Annotated in this window: 15 protein-coding genes and 1 pseudogene; 13 read left to right on the top strand and 3 right to left on the bottom strand. The window is 53.5% G+C overall.

Annotated features, from left to right (window positions below; genetic code table 11):
* Window positions 1-167: 167 nt before the first annotated feature.
* A complete protein-coding gene (locus tag ACL02P_RS16280; protein ID WP_260070959.1) occupies window positions 168-503 on the top strand; it encodes a helix-turn-helix domain-containing protein in 336 nt (111 codons plus the stop codon).
* A 267-nt stretch (window positions 504-770) separates the two neighbouring features.
* Here ACL02P_RS16280 and ACL02P_RS16275 read toward each other — a convergent pair whose 3' ends face one another.
* On the bottom strand, window positions 771-1,280 hold the full coding sequence (locus ACL02P_RS16275) for a hypothetical protein (RefSeq protein WP_009223641.1): 510 nt from the start codon (window positions 1,278-1,280) through the stop codon (window positions 771-773).
* Between the two features lie 209 nt (window positions 1,281-1,489).
* Between ACL02P_RS16275 and ACL02P_RS16270 the strand changes: the two genes are divergently transcribed.
* A complete protein-coding gene (locus tag ACL02P_RS16270) occupies window positions 1,490-1,675 on the top strand; it encodes a hypothetical protein (protein ID WP_009223642.1) in 186 nt (61 codons plus the stop codon).
* Window positions 1,676-1,758: 83 nt separating this feature from the next.
* Here the strand turns inward: ACL02P_RS16270 and ACL02P_RS16265 are convergent, their stop codons facing one another.
* Complete coding sequence (locus ACL02P_RS16265) at window positions 1,759-1,887, bottom strand: DUF4023 family protein (RefSeq protein WP_016314269.1); 129 nt, start codon at window positions 1,885-1,887, stop codon at window positions 1,759-1,761.
* A gap of 157 nt (window positions 1,888-2,044) precedes the next feature.
* On the opposite strand from ACL02P_RS16265, the pseudogene ACL02P_RS16260 reads away from it, so the two are divergent.
* Window positions 2,045-2,194 (top strand): annotated as a pseudogene (locus tag ACL02P_RS16260) (Gfo/Idh/MocA family oxidoreductase); the annotation flags it as partial.
* Window positions 2,195-2,281: 87 nt separating this feature from the next.
* On the opposite strand, the gene ACL02P_RS16255 reads toward ACL02P_RS16260, so the two are convergent.
* Window positions 2,282-3,115 carry an aldo/keto reductase gene (locus ACL02P_RS16255; RefSeq protein WP_009223643.1) on the bottom strand — a complete coding sequence of 278 codons (834 nt, stop codon included), beginning with the start codon at window positions 3,113-3,115 and terminating at the stop codon, window positions 2,282-2,284.
* A 283-nt stretch (window positions 3,116-3,398) separates the two neighbouring features.
* Here ACL02P_RS16255 and ACL02P_RS16250 point away from each other — a divergent pair, with 283 nt between their 5' ends.
* From ACL02P_RS16250 to ACL02P_RS16205, 10 genes are all read left to right on the top strand, one after another.
* On the top strand, window positions 3,399-4,862 hold the full coding sequence (locus tag ACL02P_RS16250; protein ID WP_412837718.1) for a catalase: 1,464 nt from the start codon (window positions 3,399-3,401) through the stop codon (window positions 4,860-4,862).
* A gap of 135 nt (window positions 4,863-4,997) precedes the next feature.
* The gene (locus tag ACL02P_RS16245) at window positions 4,998-5,786 is read left to right on the top strand and encodes an ABC transporter ATP-binding protein (RefSeq protein ID WP_397376611.1); all 789 of its coding nucleotides are present in this window, start codon (window positions 4,998-5,000) and stop codon (window positions 5,784-5,786) included.
* Window positions 5,787-5,789: 3 nt separating this feature from the next.
* Window positions 5,790-7,460: a hypothetical protein gene (locus tag ACL02P_RS16240; RefSeq protein WP_009223646.1), complete on the top strand. Its 1,671-nt coding sequence runs from the start codon at window positions 5,790-5,792 to the stop codon at window positions 7,458-7,460.
* A complete protein-coding gene (locus ACL02P_RS16235; RefSeq protein ID WP_412837717.1) occupies window positions 7,447-7,827 on the top strand; it encodes a nitrous oxide-stimulated promoter family protein in 381 nt (126 codons plus the stop codon). Before ACL02P_RS16240 ends, ACL02P_RS16235 begins: the two co-directional genes overlap by 14 nt.
* A 183-nt stretch (window positions 7,828-8,010) precedes the next feature.
* Window positions 8,011-9,420 carry a cytochrome ubiquinol oxidase subunit I gene (locus ACL02P_RS16230; protein ID WP_412837716.1) on the top strand — a complete coding sequence of 470 codons (1,410 nt, stop codon included), beginning with the start codon at window positions 8,011-8,013 and terminating at the stop codon, window positions 9,418-9,420.
* Window positions 9,407-10,423 (top strand): cytochrome d ubiquinol oxidase subunit II, encoded by a 1,017-nt coding sequence (gene cydB, locus ACL02P_RS16225; protein WP_028539189.1) that lies wholly within the window; start codon window positions 9,407-9,409, stop codon window positions 10,421-10,423. The genes ACL02P_RS16230 and cydB overlap by 14 nt, the downstream gene beginning before the upstream one ends.
* Window positions 10,423-12,159: a thiol reductant ABC exporter subunit CydD gene (gene cydD / locus ACL02P_RS16220; RefSeq protein WP_412837715.1), complete on the top strand. Its 1,737-nt coding sequence runs from the start codon at window positions 10,423-10,425 to the stop codon at window positions 12,157-12,159. Before cydB ends, cydD begins: the two co-directional genes overlap by 1 nt.
* Window positions 12,156-13,964 (top strand): thiol reductant ABC exporter subunit CydC, encoded by a 1,809-nt coding sequence (gene cydC / locus ACL02P_RS16215; protein WP_412837714.1) that lies wholly within the window; start codon window positions 12,156-12,158, stop codon window positions 13,962-13,964. Before cydD ends, cydC begins: the two co-directional genes overlap by 4 nt.
* A gap of 285 nt (window positions 13,965-14,249) precedes the next feature.
* The gene (locus ACL02P_RS16210) at window positions 14,250-14,567 is read left to right on the top strand and encodes a transposase (protein WP_016310860.1); all 318 of its coding nucleotides are present in this window, start codon (window positions 14,250-14,252) and stop codon (window positions 14,565-14,567) included.
* Between the two features lie 11 nt (window positions 14,568-14,578).
* Window positions 14,579-15,499, top strand: coding sequence for an IS3 family transposase (locus ACL02P_RS16205; RefSeq protein WP_127576780.1), 921 nt, complete (start codon window positions 14,579-14,581; stop codon window positions 15,497-15,499).
* Window positions 15,500-15,883: the final 384 nt, after the last annotated feature.

Below are 15,883 nucleotides of genomic sequence, written 5' to 3'. Positions count from 1 at the left end.
GTCCAACTTGAGGTTGTAAGTGATCCTTTCAAGTAGAACTTATTGGGGCTGTAATTTGACTAAATCGCTCGGATGGAAAGTCAGGGACTGACCCCATAGTGTGGGACAAATAAAAACACCTTCAAGAAAATTTGCCCATATCGTAAGATATGGAGACAACCTTGGAGGTGTTTTTTTTTCATTGGGAACAAGAGTTAGTTATCCCCCTAGAAGTTAAAATGAAGGCAATTGAAATGAAAATGTCTGGTACACCGGTGAAGGAAATTATGGAGCAATTAAATATCCGAAATAAGACACAAGCGGAAACTTGGATGAGATGGTATCGCAATGGCGAGCAGAACCGTTTAGAGCAGCCAGTAGGTAAACAATACAGCTATGGCAAAGGACCCGAACATACCTCGGAATTAGGGAAGGTTAAGGCGGAGAACCGGTTTGTGAAACAACAACTAGAGCTGCTAAAAAAGTACAACGAGATGGAGAGGGGGCATCGTCAAAGATTGTAATAGAGTGGATTGAGTCGATTCGAGGAGAAGTGAGTGTGCAACAAGCTTGCGCCTGGATCGGAATCCCTCGCGCCACTTACTATCGCTTGAAGGCAAGGGAGAAAATAAACTCGAGAACCACATGGTAGTGAAAATTCGCGAACTCTGAATCCGGCATAAATATCGCTATGGATACCGAAAAATCGCTGCTTTGATCCCTGTCTCACAAACGGGGATAGTCCCCAGTCCCTGAAGATTCACTCTGCTTTTTTTGCATGAAGGGGGGCGTTAAGACCGTCGCTTCGGCGCAATCATCAGCCCTGCACCGATAGCGATCAAGGCAATCGCTAATAACGGTTGGCCGAAGATCAGGCGGTTGTACAACGCGCCCAGCGAGAAGACGGCGAAGAACAATAACGAAAGCACGGTCAAAATGTTGATCGGGATCAGCAGGTATTTATTGCGGTTCCCGAACCAGTAAAACTCGAACAACCCCACGGCCGGAGCCAGAATGAAGCCGGGCCACAGGTACTGCCAGCTGTCAAATAATGTTGAAAGTTGACAGACGAGCCCGACGGTGAAGAGAATTCCCCCGGGGATGAGCAGCCCGGTTGCCTTGCGCCCAACGACCGAGAAATACAACCAGTGGAAGAACAGACCGAGCGGAAGGACAAATAAGGTCGGCCAGAAGGTGCCGAACAGCGTTCCCGCGCTGATCGCTTCCTTGCGGAAGAAGAAGAGATAGAGGCCTAGCAGGATGAGCACGGGCCCAATCCATGATTTTTTATTCCAATTCATACGCAAACTCCTTTGTTTATGTACTTATCTGTGATCAGCATACTACAAAAGCCGAAAGAAGACTTCAGTCTCTGGGGGTGACAAGAGCTGGACTTTAGTCCAGTTCCCCTGCCTTGGAATAAAAACAGCCCGGGGAAGAAACGCTAACCGAAGGAACAGGCAGGGCGGCCTTTCCATCCATCAGATCCTACTGAGGAGGTTAGAACAACATGGGAAATAACAAGCAGCATCGCAAGCCGGGCACCGGAAACGGCAGCAGCAACGGGCAGAATCAAACGACCGGTAACGGCGGAGAAGCGCAGAACGGACGCTTGGCGACGATCAAGAACCATAGCACTGAAGGCGGAGAGACGCTGAACGAATACATTTCCGGCCATGATAAGTACGAGGGATAAGCCGAAAGCCGAAAGCCGCTGCACAGGATTGTGAGCGGCTTTTTTCGGCGATGCCATCTTGAAGTAGCTAAGATACTTTGATGTTATTTTTGCGTGCCGTGCTGCTTGGTTGGAAGCTGGCCGGCCGGGTTGCCGTGCCCGCGCTTTTTGTTTTTGGCTTGCTTCTCCTGTTGATCGTGAACCTTCTCGACGAATTCGTGCAGATTTTCCATGAGGTTGATCGTCTCCTTGCTTGAAATAGGGTAGGTTGCAGATCCACATAGATCCGACTCTTCTGGATTACTATACCCCGTTCATGCCTTTTTCATCAGGTCGGGATGCTCTATACTTGCCTTCTTCGGACATGTACAATGAAGGGGACAACCACGGAACCACTTGCATAAGGAATGGGCGATTCGTGCCGCTGAAGCGGGCAAACATGTATTGTGCGAGAAGCCGCTGGCGTTGACGGCCGCCGAGGCGGAGGAAATGGCAGCGGCCGCGGACAAAGCCGGGGTCCTGCTGGCAGAAGCGTTTATGTCGGTCGAGTTATAGATTTGAAAAATAAAACGCGGGTTTGCTTGAGAGCGCTCAGGCAACCCGCGTTTTTGTATTTGGACAGAAGCCTTATTCCGGCTTACCAACGTACATGTCGTTCGGATGCGAGCCTTTGCGGCGATTCAGGTTCAAGCCGCTAATCTGCTCCATTTCAGCGTCCGACAGCTGGAAGTCGAACACGTTAAAGTTCTCCTCAATCCGAGACGGGGTGACCGATTTCGGGATCACGATCGTATTGTTCTGCAGATGCCAGCGGAGGACAACCTGTGCCGGCGTCTTACCATGGGCTTCGGCGATGGACTTCACCACCGCATCGGTCAGCACCTCACCGCCTTGCTCCAGCGGGCTCCAGGCTTCGATGTAAATATCATGCTTGGCGCAGAACGCTTTCAATTCGGTCTGAGTCAGGTGCGGATGGCATTCCACCTGGTTCAACACCGGCTTAATTTCCGTTTCATTCAGCAGACGCTCCAAATGCTCGATTTCGAAATTGCATACGCCAATCGCTTTAACGCGTCCATCGCGGTACAGCTTCTCCAACGCCTTGTAGGTTTCCACGTACCGGTCGACTTTTGGCATCGGCCAGTGAATCAAGTACAAATCGACATAATCGAGACCAAGTCTAGCCAGACTTTCGTCATAAGCTCGGAGCGTACTGTCGTAACCCTGGTCGCTGTTCCATACTTTCGTGGTGATGAACAGCTTCTCACGAGGGATACCGGACTGCTTAATCGCCTTGCCGACCCCCACCTCGTTGCGGTAGATCATCGCCGTGTCGATGGAGGTGTAACCTACCTCCAGCGCCTTGGCGACTGCGGCCGTAGCCTCCTCATCAGGCACCTGCCAAACTCCGAACCCTAGCTGCGGCATCTGTAAACCATTATTTAAAGTGATGAATTCCATGACGCGTCGCTCCTTCTTTGGTGAATGTTTCCTAATTTCAGGGAGAGTATAGCATCAATTGGTACATTTTTCAAATGACTTCAGACGACAGATGTCACAGAATTAACATACTCACGCAGGTCCTCCCATATTCTCAATAATGGAGGGTAAAAAGAAGGCAGCTGAACAATCTTCATCAACCCCTCATGGAACCTTCATGCAGTTTAGAGGGGGGGCATGGTACTATTTATTATAGTTTTTAGAATAAGTCTTAGTGTAATAATAAATCGAAAGGGATGATTTCATGGATAACCGGCTGACAACGAATACGGGAGCTCCGGTAGGCGATAATCAAAATTCTCGGACGGTAGGGCAGCGCGGCCCTACACTGTTGGAGGATTACCATCTGCTGGAGAAGCTGGGCCATTTCGACCGCGAACGGATTCCGGAACGCGTCGTGCATGCCCGGGGGGCAGGCGCCCATGGGGTATTTGTTACCGAGCGCAGCATGAAGGAGTTCACGAAAGCTCATTTCCTGCAGGAGGTAGGACGCGAAACTCCGGTGTTCGTCCGTTTCTCTACGGTCATTCACGGGCAAGGCTCTCCGGAAACGGCGCGTGACCCGCGGGGATTTGCGGTGAAGTTTTATACGGAGGAAGGCAACTACGATTTGGTGGGTAACCATCTTCCGGTCTTCTTTATCCGCGACGCGATTAAATTTCCGGACATGGTGCACTCGCTGAAGCCGGCTCCGGACGCGAACATCCAAGACCCGGCACGGTATTGGGATTTCATGACTCTGTCCACCGAATCGACGCATATGATGACCTGGGTGTTCTCGGACTATGGGACGCCGGCGAATTACCGCCAGATGGACGGCTTTGGCGTGCATGCATTTAAGTGGATCAATGCCGAAGGCAAGATCACGTACGTCAAATACACCTGGAAAACGAAGCAGGGGGTAAAGAACCTCTCGGCGGCGGAAGCTCAAGAAGTACAAGGTCGAGATTTCAATCATGCGACTCGCGACCTGTACGACCATATTGCGCGCGGGGAATTCCCGCAGTGGGAGTTGAATGTACAGCTCATGCCAGTGGAGGATCTGGATCGTTGGGGCTTCGATCCGCTGGATCCCACGAAGGTATGGCCGGAAGACAGCTATCCCTTGATCAAAATCGGCACGATGACGCTGAACCGTAATCCGCAGAACTTCTTCGCGGAAGTTGAGCAGTCGGCGTTCTCGCCAAGCGTGCTCGTACCTGGCATCGAACCGTCCGAGGATAAGCTGCTGCAAGGCCGGTTGTTCTCTTACCCGGATACCCAGCGTTACCGGCTTGGTGCTAACTATTTGCAAATCCCGATCAACTGCCCGTATGCCCCGGTCCGCAACCATCAGCGGGACGGCTTCATGAACGTGAAGCAGGATCCGTCTCCAATCAATTACGAGCCGAACAGCTTCGACTCCAGCCCGAAGGAAGATCCGGCCTATCGTGACAGCGTAGTGCCAGTCAGCGGAAATATCGGCCGCGAGAGAATCGCCAAAACGGATGATTTTACGCAAGCAGGCGAGCTGTACCGGAGCTTTACGGCTGAGGAGAAGGATCATTTGATCTCCAACCTGGTGAACGATTTGAAGCAGACACCGGAGCAAGTTCAGCTGCGCGCGGTGTGCAACTTCTTCCGAGCTGACAAAGAATACGGCATGCGCCTGGCGCAAGGTCTTGGCGTAGATATCAGTGGCTTTATTCCATCCAATGCTCAGGGATAATCGATATCCCTTTTATATAAAGAAGGCATCTTCCGTACCTTTTGGGATCGGGAGGTGCCTTTTTGTGTGAAGATTTCAGCCGCGGGCGTGAGGAAATGTATGGTAAAATGAGAGCAGTAGAAAGGAGTTGAATCGATGATGACAACAAAGGATCCAGTGATTAAGCTGACGGATTTGCGCATGAGCTATGGGGGACATCACGTTCTGAACGGCGTGGATTTGGAGGTGTATCCGGGTCAGATTATCGGTTACATCGGGCCCAACGGGGCGGGCAAGAGCACGACCGTCAAGATTATGCTAGGCCTGGTCGAAGGGTATCAAGGCGAGGTCCGGGTATTTGGCCAAAATCCCGGTGACGGCGACGTTAGCTACAAGAAGCGTATCGGATACGTCCCGGAAATCGCCGAGCTTTACGATACGTTGACGGCATGTGAATACTTGACCTTCATTGGCGAGCTGTACGGCTTATCCGCCGATGACGCAGAGATGAAATCCCGGCGAATGATGACGGAATTTGGCCTCGGTGACGTTTTTAACTCCCGAATTTCGACGTTCTCTAAGGGCATGAAGCAAAAGGTGCTGCTGATTTCCAGCCTGCTGCATAATCCGGACGTGCTGTTCCTGGACGAGCCGCTGAGCGGGCTTGACGCCAACAGTGTCATGGTCGTTAAAGAAGTGCTTGCTCTCTTGGCGTCGCAAGGCAAGGCGATTTTTTACTCCTCTCATATCATGGACGTGGTCGAGAAGATCAGCAGCCGGATCGTCCTGCTGGACGGAGGACGCATTGTGGCCGACGGCAGCTTTGACGAGTTAAAGGCCCAGAACCATGAAGGTTCGCTGGAACAGATCTTCAACCAGTTGACCGGATTTAATGAGCATCAGGATATTGCCAGCCGGCTTGTATCGATCGTGCAAGAGGTGTAGCGGATGGAAGAAATGAAGAGCTTGCTAGTGTTGGACCGGTTCCGTGGTGCATTCGAGAAGATGGGCGTGGATTATTCGGTGATGCGCCGAATCGTTCAGGTAAAGCTGGCGATGGATGCGAGAAGGAAGCCTACGCTGGCCAAAAGTTCAAATCAGAAGCGGAAACAGGATACCGCGGAGAGCAACCAGTTTCTGCGCTCGCTGTGGTTGTACGTCCTGTTTGGCGGATTTAGCTCGATGTTCGTGCTGATGGGGGACAATCTGCTGTTTCAGATGAGCATCTTGTTCGGCATTATGATGTTTATGGTCATGACTTCGATGATCTCCGATTTCTCCTCGGTGCTGCTGGATATTCGGGATCGGAGCATTTTGGCGACGAAGCCGATCAACCGCCGCACGCTCACGATGGCGAAGACGGTACATATTTTTATTTATTTGTTCTTTTTGACCGGAGCCATTGCGGTGATTCCGCTGGCGGTCGGATTATTCCGGCAAGGGATCGGGTTCTTTGCTCTGATGCTGCTGGAGCTGATCCTGATGGATCTGTTGATCGTGGTGTTAACCGCGCTGTTGTATTTGGTCGTGCTGCGGTTTTTTGACGGTGAGAAGCTGAAGGATATGATCAATTACGTGCAAATCGGGATGACAATCACGATTGCGGTAGGTTATCAGGTGTTGGTCCGGCTGTTCGACTTCACGGAGATGGACATCGTCTTCAAGCCGGCGTGGTGGCAGTACCTGGTGCCGCCGGTATGGGTGGGCGCTTCCTTCCAAACGCTGCTTCACCCGGGCGAAGGTATGACGTATGCCGGTCTGGCGGTGCTGTCCGTCGTTGTTCCGCTGGCCGCGTTCCTGCTGTACCTGAAGCTGATGCCGGCGTTGGAGCGGAACCTGCAGAAGCTGGCAGAACCCAGCGCGAAGAGCGGGCAGCGGTCGGGGAAGATGCTGCGCCGAATCTCCGATTGGCTATGCTCCACGCCGCAGGAGAGCGCCTTTTTCCGTTTCACCTGGTCGATGCTGGGAACGGAGCGTGAGTTTAAGCTGAAGGTGTACCCTTCCCTGGGCTTCTCTATCGTGTTTCCTTTCATCTTCTTATTCTCGAACGGACTCGATCAGGGCTTGGAAGGGATCTCCGGTTCCCGTTCGTATTTGTTCATTTATTTTAGCGGGATTATGCTGCCAACGCTCATCATGATGCTGCGTTACTCCTCCCGATATAAAGCGGCTTGGATCTACCGGACCGCCCCGATCACCAGCGAAGCGTCTATTTACAAAGGGGCCTTGCTGGCGAGCTTGGTTCGGCTTATGCTGCCTTTGTATGTGGTGGAGGCGGCGATTTTTGCCGTGCTGTTCGGAGCGTCCATTATCCCTGACTTGATTGTGGCAGGACTCGCGATGTTTGCTTACGCGATTTTTTGTTTCCTATGCATGCGCAAGGGACTACCTTTCTCTGAACCCTTTGAAGCGGCGGGGCAGCAAAACCAATCCTTTGTTTTCATGGGGTTGATGCTGCTGCTCGGCGGATTTGGCTTGCTGCATTGGCTTGCAACGTCGCTTCCGTTTGGGGTTGTGGCCTACGGGCTGCTGATGATCGCAGGGACGTGGCTGGGATGGAGACTGGCTTTTCGGACGCAGGGAACGAAGAAGGTGGCAAGACCGGATGGCAATGACTAAGAACAACGGGCCGCGAATTCGCCGGGAAAAGATCACCGTGACTCGGATGATCGCACTATATTGCCGTAAGGAACATGAGGACAGGGAACGAACTCCTAGGCGTGCAGCGGTTCATCATCCCGCGTCCGTGTTGTTATGTGACGAGTGTGCCGAACTTCACCACTATGCCGAGCAGCGGCTGGACCGCTGCCGGTTCGGTGAAGGGAAGACCACGTGCCTGACGTGCCCGGTGCATTGTTATGCGCCGATCCAGCGGGAGCGGATTCGCCGGGTGATGGCTTTTGCCGGTCCGCGGATGCTTTGGCGGCACCCGGTGTTAACGCTGAGGCACCTCCTTGATGGCGTGAAGAAAGGCCATTCACAGTAATTTCATAAATTGGGCGACCCTCAAAAAATGTTGATCTGATGCGGGTTTCAGGCCAATATTCGGAATTGTGACATATCTCATGTGATTTCTGTCACAAAATTATTACTTTTTCCCCGTTCGTTTTCATGGATCAGTGATAGAATTCACATTAGATAATAATTATTTGAAAGTAGGGGAAAAGAAATGCTGGATCCGATTGTGCTTGCTCGCCTGCAGTTTGCGGTGACAACGATTTTCCATTTCTTCTTCGTACCTTTGTCCATCGGCCTGGTGGTGCTGATCGCCATCATGGAAACGATGTACGTCGTGAAGGGCAAAGAAGAATACAAACGGATGGCCAAGTTTTGGGGGAAACTGTTCCTTATCAACTTTGCGGTAGGGGTCGTGACGGGGATTCTCCAAGAATTCCAGTTCGGGATGAACTGGTCGGATTACTCTCGCTTTGTTGGCGACGTATTTGGTGCGCCGCTGGCGGTGGAGGCGCTGTTTGCCTTCTTTATGGAATCAACATTTATTGGGCTGTGGATCTTCGGTTGGGATCGTTTGTCCAAAAAAGTGCACCTGTTGTGTATTTGGCTAGTTGCTTTAGGGACGACCGTCTCGGCGTTCTGGATTTTGGCCGCGAACTCGTTTATGCAACGTCCGGTTGGTTTCGAGATCAACAACGGCCGCGCAGAAATGAACGACTTCTTCGCTTTGATCAGCAACGGGCAATTGTGGGTGGAATTCCCGCATACCGTGTTGGGCGCTTTTGCCACAGGAGCTTTCTTGATCGCTGGGGTCAGCGCTTATAAATTGATGAAACGTCAAGATGTGGCGTTCTTCAAAAAATCGTTTACGATCGGCATTATCGTGGCCTTGATCGCTTCGTTCGCCACGGCGTTGTTTGGTCACCAACAAGCGCAGTACCTGGTGAAGACGCAGCCGATGAAAATGGCGGCTTCCGAAGGGCTGTGGGGCAAGTCGGGTGACCCTGCGCCTTGGACGCTGTATGCCCATATTGATTCGGACAATGGGAAGAACAATTTTGAGATCAAAATTCCTTACCTGCTGAGCTTCCTGTCTTACAGTAAGTTCTCCGGTGAGGTTAAAGGCATGCACGAGCTGCAGGCCGAATATGAACAAACCTACGGTCCTGGCGACTACATTCCTCCGGTACGGACGACCTTCTGGAGCTTCCGGATCATGATTCTCGCCGGCTGTTTGATGATCGTGCTTGGGATGTACGGAACGTATTTGGCATGGCGTAAAAAGCTTGAGAACCCCAAAAACAACTGGTTCTACCGTGTCATGTTGTGGTCGATTTCGCTGCCGTTTATTGCGAACACCTCCGGCTGGATTATGACGGAGATCGGGCGTCAGCCATGGACGGTATTTGGCTTGATGCAGACCGCGGATAGCGTATCGCCAAGCGTCACCGGCGGACAAATTCTGTTCTCCCTGATTGCCTTCACGCTCATTTATGGGGCGCTTGGCGCGGTGATGGCTTACTTGTTCGTGAAAGTGATCAAGAAAGGACCCAATGAGATCGCCATCACCAGCCGTGATCAGGTCGGGGATCCATTTGGTAAGGAGGGATATCATGTCTCTTAATGAGCTTTGGTTTGTCCTTGTCGCGGTGTTGTTTGTGGGGTTCTTCTTCTTGGAAGGCTTCGACTTCGGGGTGGGAATGAGCACCAAGTTTTTGGCCAAGAATGATATGGAACGCCGGGTTCTGATCAACTCGATTGGCCCGTTCTGGGATGCGAACGAAGTTTGGCTGCTGACCGCCGGTGGCGCGATGTTCGCCGCTTTTCCGAACTGGTACGCCACGTTGTTCAGCGGCTACTATACACCGCTTGTCGTTTTGCTTCTCGCCTTGATTGCGCGGGGCGTTGCCTTTGAGTTTCGCGGCAAGGTGGACAGCGGCAAATGGAAAGGCACCTGGGACTGGGCGATCTTCCTCGGCAGCCTGTTGCCTCCGTTCCTGCTGGGCGTTGTGTTCTCCGGCCTGCTGAAGGGCTTGCCGATTGGCGAAGACATGGAAATGAAGGCCGGACTGTTTGATATGGTGAACCTGTACACGTTGATCGGCGGGATCACGGTTGTGATGCTGTGCCTCGTTCACGGGCTGCTGTTTGCCTCCTTGCGGACGACCGGCAGCTTGCAAGAACGTGCCCGTAAGCTGGCTCACAAGCTGCTTATTCCGCTGGCCGCCCTGTTCGTGATCTTTGGCGTGCTGACGTACTTCGAAACCGACGTATTTGAAGTGCGCGGCTTACTGATCAGCCTGGTGGCTGTACTGGGCGTCGTTGCTTTTGTCCTGGCAGGCTGGTTTATTCGTAAGCAAAAAGACGGCTGGGCGTTTGGCATGACCGGTGCGATGATCGCTTTGTCGATTGCTGCGGTATTTGTGGGGCTATTCCCACGGGTGATGGTCAGCTCGATTAGCGATGCGTTCTCCTTAACGATCGATACCGCTTCTTCTGGCCACTACTCGCTGAAAGTCATGACGATCGTCGCATGCAGCTTATTGCCATTCGTGTTAGGCTATCAAATATGGAGCTATTTCGTATTCCATAAACGCGTACACGAGAAGGAGCATTTAGAATATTAATGGGACGCGGATTAATGAAAATCGCGGGGATCAAGCAGGTCATGATGATCATGGCCTTGCTGACCCTCGTTCAGAGCTTTGCAATCATCTGGCAGGCCAAATGGTTGGCGGAGGTGATCTCCGCCCTGTTTGCCGGGGCCAAGCTGCAGGAACAAGCCGGCGGGGCCGGCTTGTTCCTGCTTGCTTTTATCGTCCGTCAGGGCTGCGGCATGATGCAGCAGAAAATAGCGTATGCTTTTGCCGAAGAGACGGGACGAAGCTTGCGGGAGCGGGTGCTGGAGAAGTTGTTTCAGCTGGGGCCGCGTTTTGCCGGGACCGCGGGAACCGGGAATTTGGTGACGTTGGTGCTTGAAGGGGTGACCAAGTATCGCAATTACCTGGAATTGTTCCTGCCGCGCATGCTGGCCACGGGAATCACCCCGATCTTGATTTTGGCTTATGTGTATAAGCTCGATCTGGCTTCCGGGATCATCCTGACGATTACGATGCCGATTCTGATTGCCTTTATGATCCTGATCGGGCTGGCGGCGCGCAAGCAGACTGAGCGGCAGTTGAAATCGTACCGGACGCTGTCGAACCATTTCGTGGATTCGCTGCGCGGGCTGGAGACGCTCAAGTTCTTGGGACGCAGCAAATCGCATGTCACGTCGATCGAACGGGTCAGCGATGCTTACCGGTCAGCGACGATGAAGACGTTGCGGGTTGCCTTCCTGTCCTCGTTTGCTTTGGACTTCTTTACGATGTTATCCGTTGCTTCGGTGGCGGTCAGCTTGGGGCTTCGATTGGTGAATGGCGAGATGGTGCTGTTGCCGGCCTTGACCGTGCTGATTCTGGCGCCGGAGTACTTCCTGCCCGTTCGGATGGTTGGCGCTGACTTCCATGCCACCCAGGACGGGAAGGCGGCAGGCGAAGCGATGAACGAGATCATCGCCACTGCGGATGAGGAGGCGGCGAAGGCGGCACCGGTTCCGGCCGGTATGAACTGGACGTGGACGCCGGAAAGCACGTTAAGCCTGCGCGGGGTTGGCGTCGTTCACGAGGAGGAAGCTAGGCCTTCCTTGGCTGAAGTGAACTTGACGCTGGGCGGCATGGGCAAAATCGGCATCATCGGCGAAAGCGGGGCCGGCAAATCGACATTGATCGATGTGCTTGGCGGTTTTCTGCGGCCAACTTCGGGCCGGTTGGTGCTGAACGGCACCGAACTGGGGGATTTGAGTGCGCAGGGCTGGCGGGAGCAAATCACCTACATCCCGCAGAAACCGTATATTTTCAGTGGGAGCTTGGAGGAAAATATCCGCTTTAATGCGCCGGAAGCCACGCGGGAAGAGGTGGAGCGCGCGGTGAAGGCAGCCGGTCTGGACGGGCTCGTGCGCAGCTTGCCGGGCGGGCTAAACGAGCGGATTGGCGGCGGTGGTCGTCCATTGAGCGGTGGTCAGGAGCAGCGTGTGGCGCTGGCCCGGGCTTTGCTTAGTAAGCGGCCGGTGATTTTGCTCGATGAACCGACGGCGCATTTGGACATCGAGACGGAATATGAGCTGAAGAACACGATGCTGCCTCTGTTTGAAGGGAAGCTGGTGATTTTGGCGACCCATCGGCTGCACTGGATGCGCGAAATGGATCGGATCGTTGTCATGGAGCAGGGCCGAGTGGCTGAGGCAGGGACGCATGCCGAGCTGATGGCCAAGCGCGGAGCTTATTATCGGTTAGCGGCGGCGCAGCGGGAGGAGATCAAATGAAGCAGGAGTCCTGGGTTCGGCCTTATTTTCGGTTGTATAGCGGCCGGTTTGCGTTTTATCTGATTCTGGGCGTGTTAACGCTGGTTTCCGCCGGGATGTTGATGTTCACTTCCGGTTTCTTGATCTCGAAATCGGCGTTGCAGCCCTATAATATCTTGCTTGTGTATGTACCGATCGTTGGCGTTCGCACGTTTGGGATCGGGCGGGCGGTGATTCATTATGTCGAACGGTTGGTTGGACATGACACAGTGCTGCGGATTTTGGCGAAAATGCGCGTGCGGCTCTATCTCGTGCTGGAACCGCAGGCTTTGTTCATCCGCTCCCGATTCCGGACGGGCGATATTCTTGGCGCCCTTGCCGATGATATTGAGCAGCTGCAGAACGTGTATATCCGCACCGTCTTTCCGAGCGTAGTGGCGTTGATCCTCTATGCGGCCGTGATCGTGGCCATGGGCGTGTTCGACGTGACGTTTTCTCTGCTGTTAGCTGCGTATATCCTTGTGCTCGTCGTCGTGCTCCCGTACATTTCGCTGCGGTTGACGAAGCGGACGAACGAGGAGGTCAAGCAAGAACGGAACGGGCTGTACCAGAAGCTGACCGATGCCGTCATGGGGATCGGCGATTGGGTGATCAGCGGCCGTTCGGCGGAGTTCCTTGCTTCCTATGCGGAGGATGAGGTCGCGGTGGCGCGCAAGGACCGCAAGCTGCGGGCTTGGGCCCGCTGGCGCAGCTTTATCGGCCACTTCGTCGTGGGCCTCGTCGTCGTATCGATGGTGTATTGGGCCGGCGGCGAAGCGGCGGCCGGTCGGATCGATGCCACGCTGATTGCGGCGTTTGTGCTGATCGTGTTCCCGCTGTCGGACGCGTTCTTGCCGGTGTCCGAAGCGGTGGAGCGCACGCCGCAATACCGCGTGTCGCTGGACCGGCTCGCCCGGATCTCGGGCGGCGACAGCGCCAGCGCGAGCCCAGCGGCGGCGGGTGGCCCGCGTCCAGGCGCAGCGGGCGGGCCGATCCGCCCCGGCGTGACCGGGGGCGGCGGCGCTGGGTTGGCTGCGGCGGGCGGAGTTTCCCGCACCGCCGAGGTGCGGCTGCGCGGCGTCCGCTTCGCCTACGCCGCGGAAGACGCCGATTCCGTGGACGGCGTCTCGCTGGACATCCCGCAGGGCAAGCGGGTGATGGTGATCGGCCGCAGCGGCGCCGGCAAGTCGACGCTGCTGAAGCTGATCCAGGGGGCGCTTGCCCCAAGCGCAGGCACGGTCGAAATTAACGGCATCCCAGCCGCCGCCTACGGCGAGCGGATGCCGGAAGTCATCTCCGTGCTGAATCAAAGCCCCCATCTGTTCGACACCACGGTGGCGAACAACATCCGGCTCGGCCGGCCTACGGCTACGGACGAGGAGATCGCGCGGGCCGCGCAGGCGGCGCAGCTCGGCCCGTTGATTGCGGCGCTGCCGCAGGGGCTGGACACGCCGATGCGTGAGACCGGCCAGCGGTTCTCCGGCGGCGAACGGCAGCGCGTCGCCCTGGCGCGGATCCTCCTGCAGGATACGCCTGTGCTCATCCTCGATGAGCCAACCGTCGGCCTCGATCCGCGCACGGAACGCGAGCTGCTGGCGACGATCTTCCGCTCGACGCAGGGCAAGTCGCTCATCTGGGTGACGCACCACCTTGTTGGTGCCGAAAAGATGGACGAGATCGTGTTCATGGAGCACGGACGGATCGTGATGCGCGGCAGCCATGCGGAGCTGCTAGCCCGTGAACCGCGGTACCGCAACTTGTACCGGCTGGATTGTCCGGAGGAGTAAGACACATACTAAAAATAAGGAGGCGATGCAAGGGAAATCGGCATCGCCGTTTTTTAGATTTAAGAAAAGTATAGCAAGATGGCCGAACTGCAAAAGTACATTTGATTTCCGCCAAATTCCGGCCGATGAGCCCTTTGAGCTGCAAAAGTGCAGTTGATTTCGGCTAATTTTGCCCTGGAACCACGAAATCGTTGAAATGAACTGCACTTTCCCTAAGGCCCCCTAAATAAACTGGAGTCCTCCCCTACAAGGATTTACAATGGAAATAAGGGAGAGGATTCAGTTATGGGAAAAGCCAAAGATGAATTTCGTTTAAAGGTAGTAAGAGAAGCTCTGTCCGGGATTAAGGTGGGGGTGCTTGCCCGGTCGTATGACCTGCACCCAGAAACCATTCGAACCTGGATTCGAGCATACCGAGATCAGATTACAGATGTGGATACATCACTGCCAGACCAACACCTTCAAGAACTCAAACGACTTCAAGAGATTGAAGAAAAATACGAGAAAGCGATGAAAGTGCTTGGTGAGAAAGAACTCGAAAATGAGATCCTACGTGAACTCGTAAAAAAGAAAAACCCCGCTTATCTGAAAAACTTGAAGTAGCAGAACCATTCATTAAGCGGGGGGAACCAACAGCTGTAGTTCTGCGGATTTTGGAAATTGCTGAATCGACATACTACGATCGAAAAAAGCGAGCTGCTACCCCAAAGACGGAGCCGTTATCAACGGACAAACGCGGTCGCCCTACACCTGGGTACTCTCTAACTGTTACAGGGATCCCCATTAGCGATGAACAGATTAAAGAGTGGCTCCTTGAGCTGCTTGAAGGCGAAGAACATGTCTACGGATATAAACTGTTGGGCCAATGCATTCGGGATATTCACCAAGTCATAATTAACAAAAAGAAAACGTATCGTCTTTGCAAAGAACTCGGCATTCTGCAAAAAGCTCGCAAGCCTGTCACATCGCACCCGCGTACTCTCCCCAAGAACCGATTCATTACCGGTTCTAATCAATTGTGGCAAATGGACATCAAGTATGGATACGTTGTAGGACAGAAGCGCTTCTTCTTTGTTCTTAGCATCATTGATGTATTTGACCGCGTGGTGGTTGGGCAATATTGCGGGCGAACCTGTGAAGCCAAGCATGCCGTTCAAACGCTTATAAGTGCCCTAGAGCGCCGCATTCAGCCGGGTGAAACGTTCCCCGTGATCCGGACGGACAATGGGCCTCAATTTGTCAGCAAGTTGTTTGGAGATACCTGTGAGAGCTTGGGGATGACTCATGAGCGAATTCCCCCAAGGACTCCCAATATGAATGCCTATATCGAATCATTTCATAGCATATTGGAACGCGACTTGTTTAGCAGACGAGAATTTATGACGTTTGAAGAAGCGTTTATCGCACTTGATCAATATATGGACTTTTATAATTATCGAAGAATGCATGGTAGCCTGAAGCATATGGCTCCCATGAAGTTTTCGTTATGGGTCAAAATGCTAGAGGATACCTCAAAGTTCCATAAATCGATGTAAACACACAAGAAAATGAGCTGGACTGCGATAACACAAAACTTGTAGGTCAGGACTCCGGATTTAGGGGGCCTAGCCGCTTTTACATCCCATTCGCCTTTTTTCGGTCGAAATGGGTGAAATGAACTGTACTTTTACATTTGGAGGGTCGTTTAGAGGGCGTTTGCGCTTCACTTCAGTCGCCTGCATCCTTGGTTGGAACGTCTGAGGTGTTTGGGGAGTTTTTGTAGTCTGGCTTGGGGCGTTTGTGGCGTTTTTACGGTCGCGCTTGGAACGTTTGTGGTCTCGATTGGGGCGTCGTGGTGTCTCGCATGGGTCGTTTTGGTGCCTTTACTTAGGTTGTTTGTCACTGCACTTTGTCGTCTGCGGCTCATGTGGCCCTACCTT

The sequence above is a fragment of the Paenibacillus sp. MB22_1 genome (assembly GCF_047200555.1).
GTDB lineage: Bacteria > Bacillota > Bacilli > Paenibacillales > Paenibacillaceae > Fontibacillus > Fontibacillus phoenicis.
This window is presented reverse-complemented; position numbering and strand designations above follow the sequence as displayed.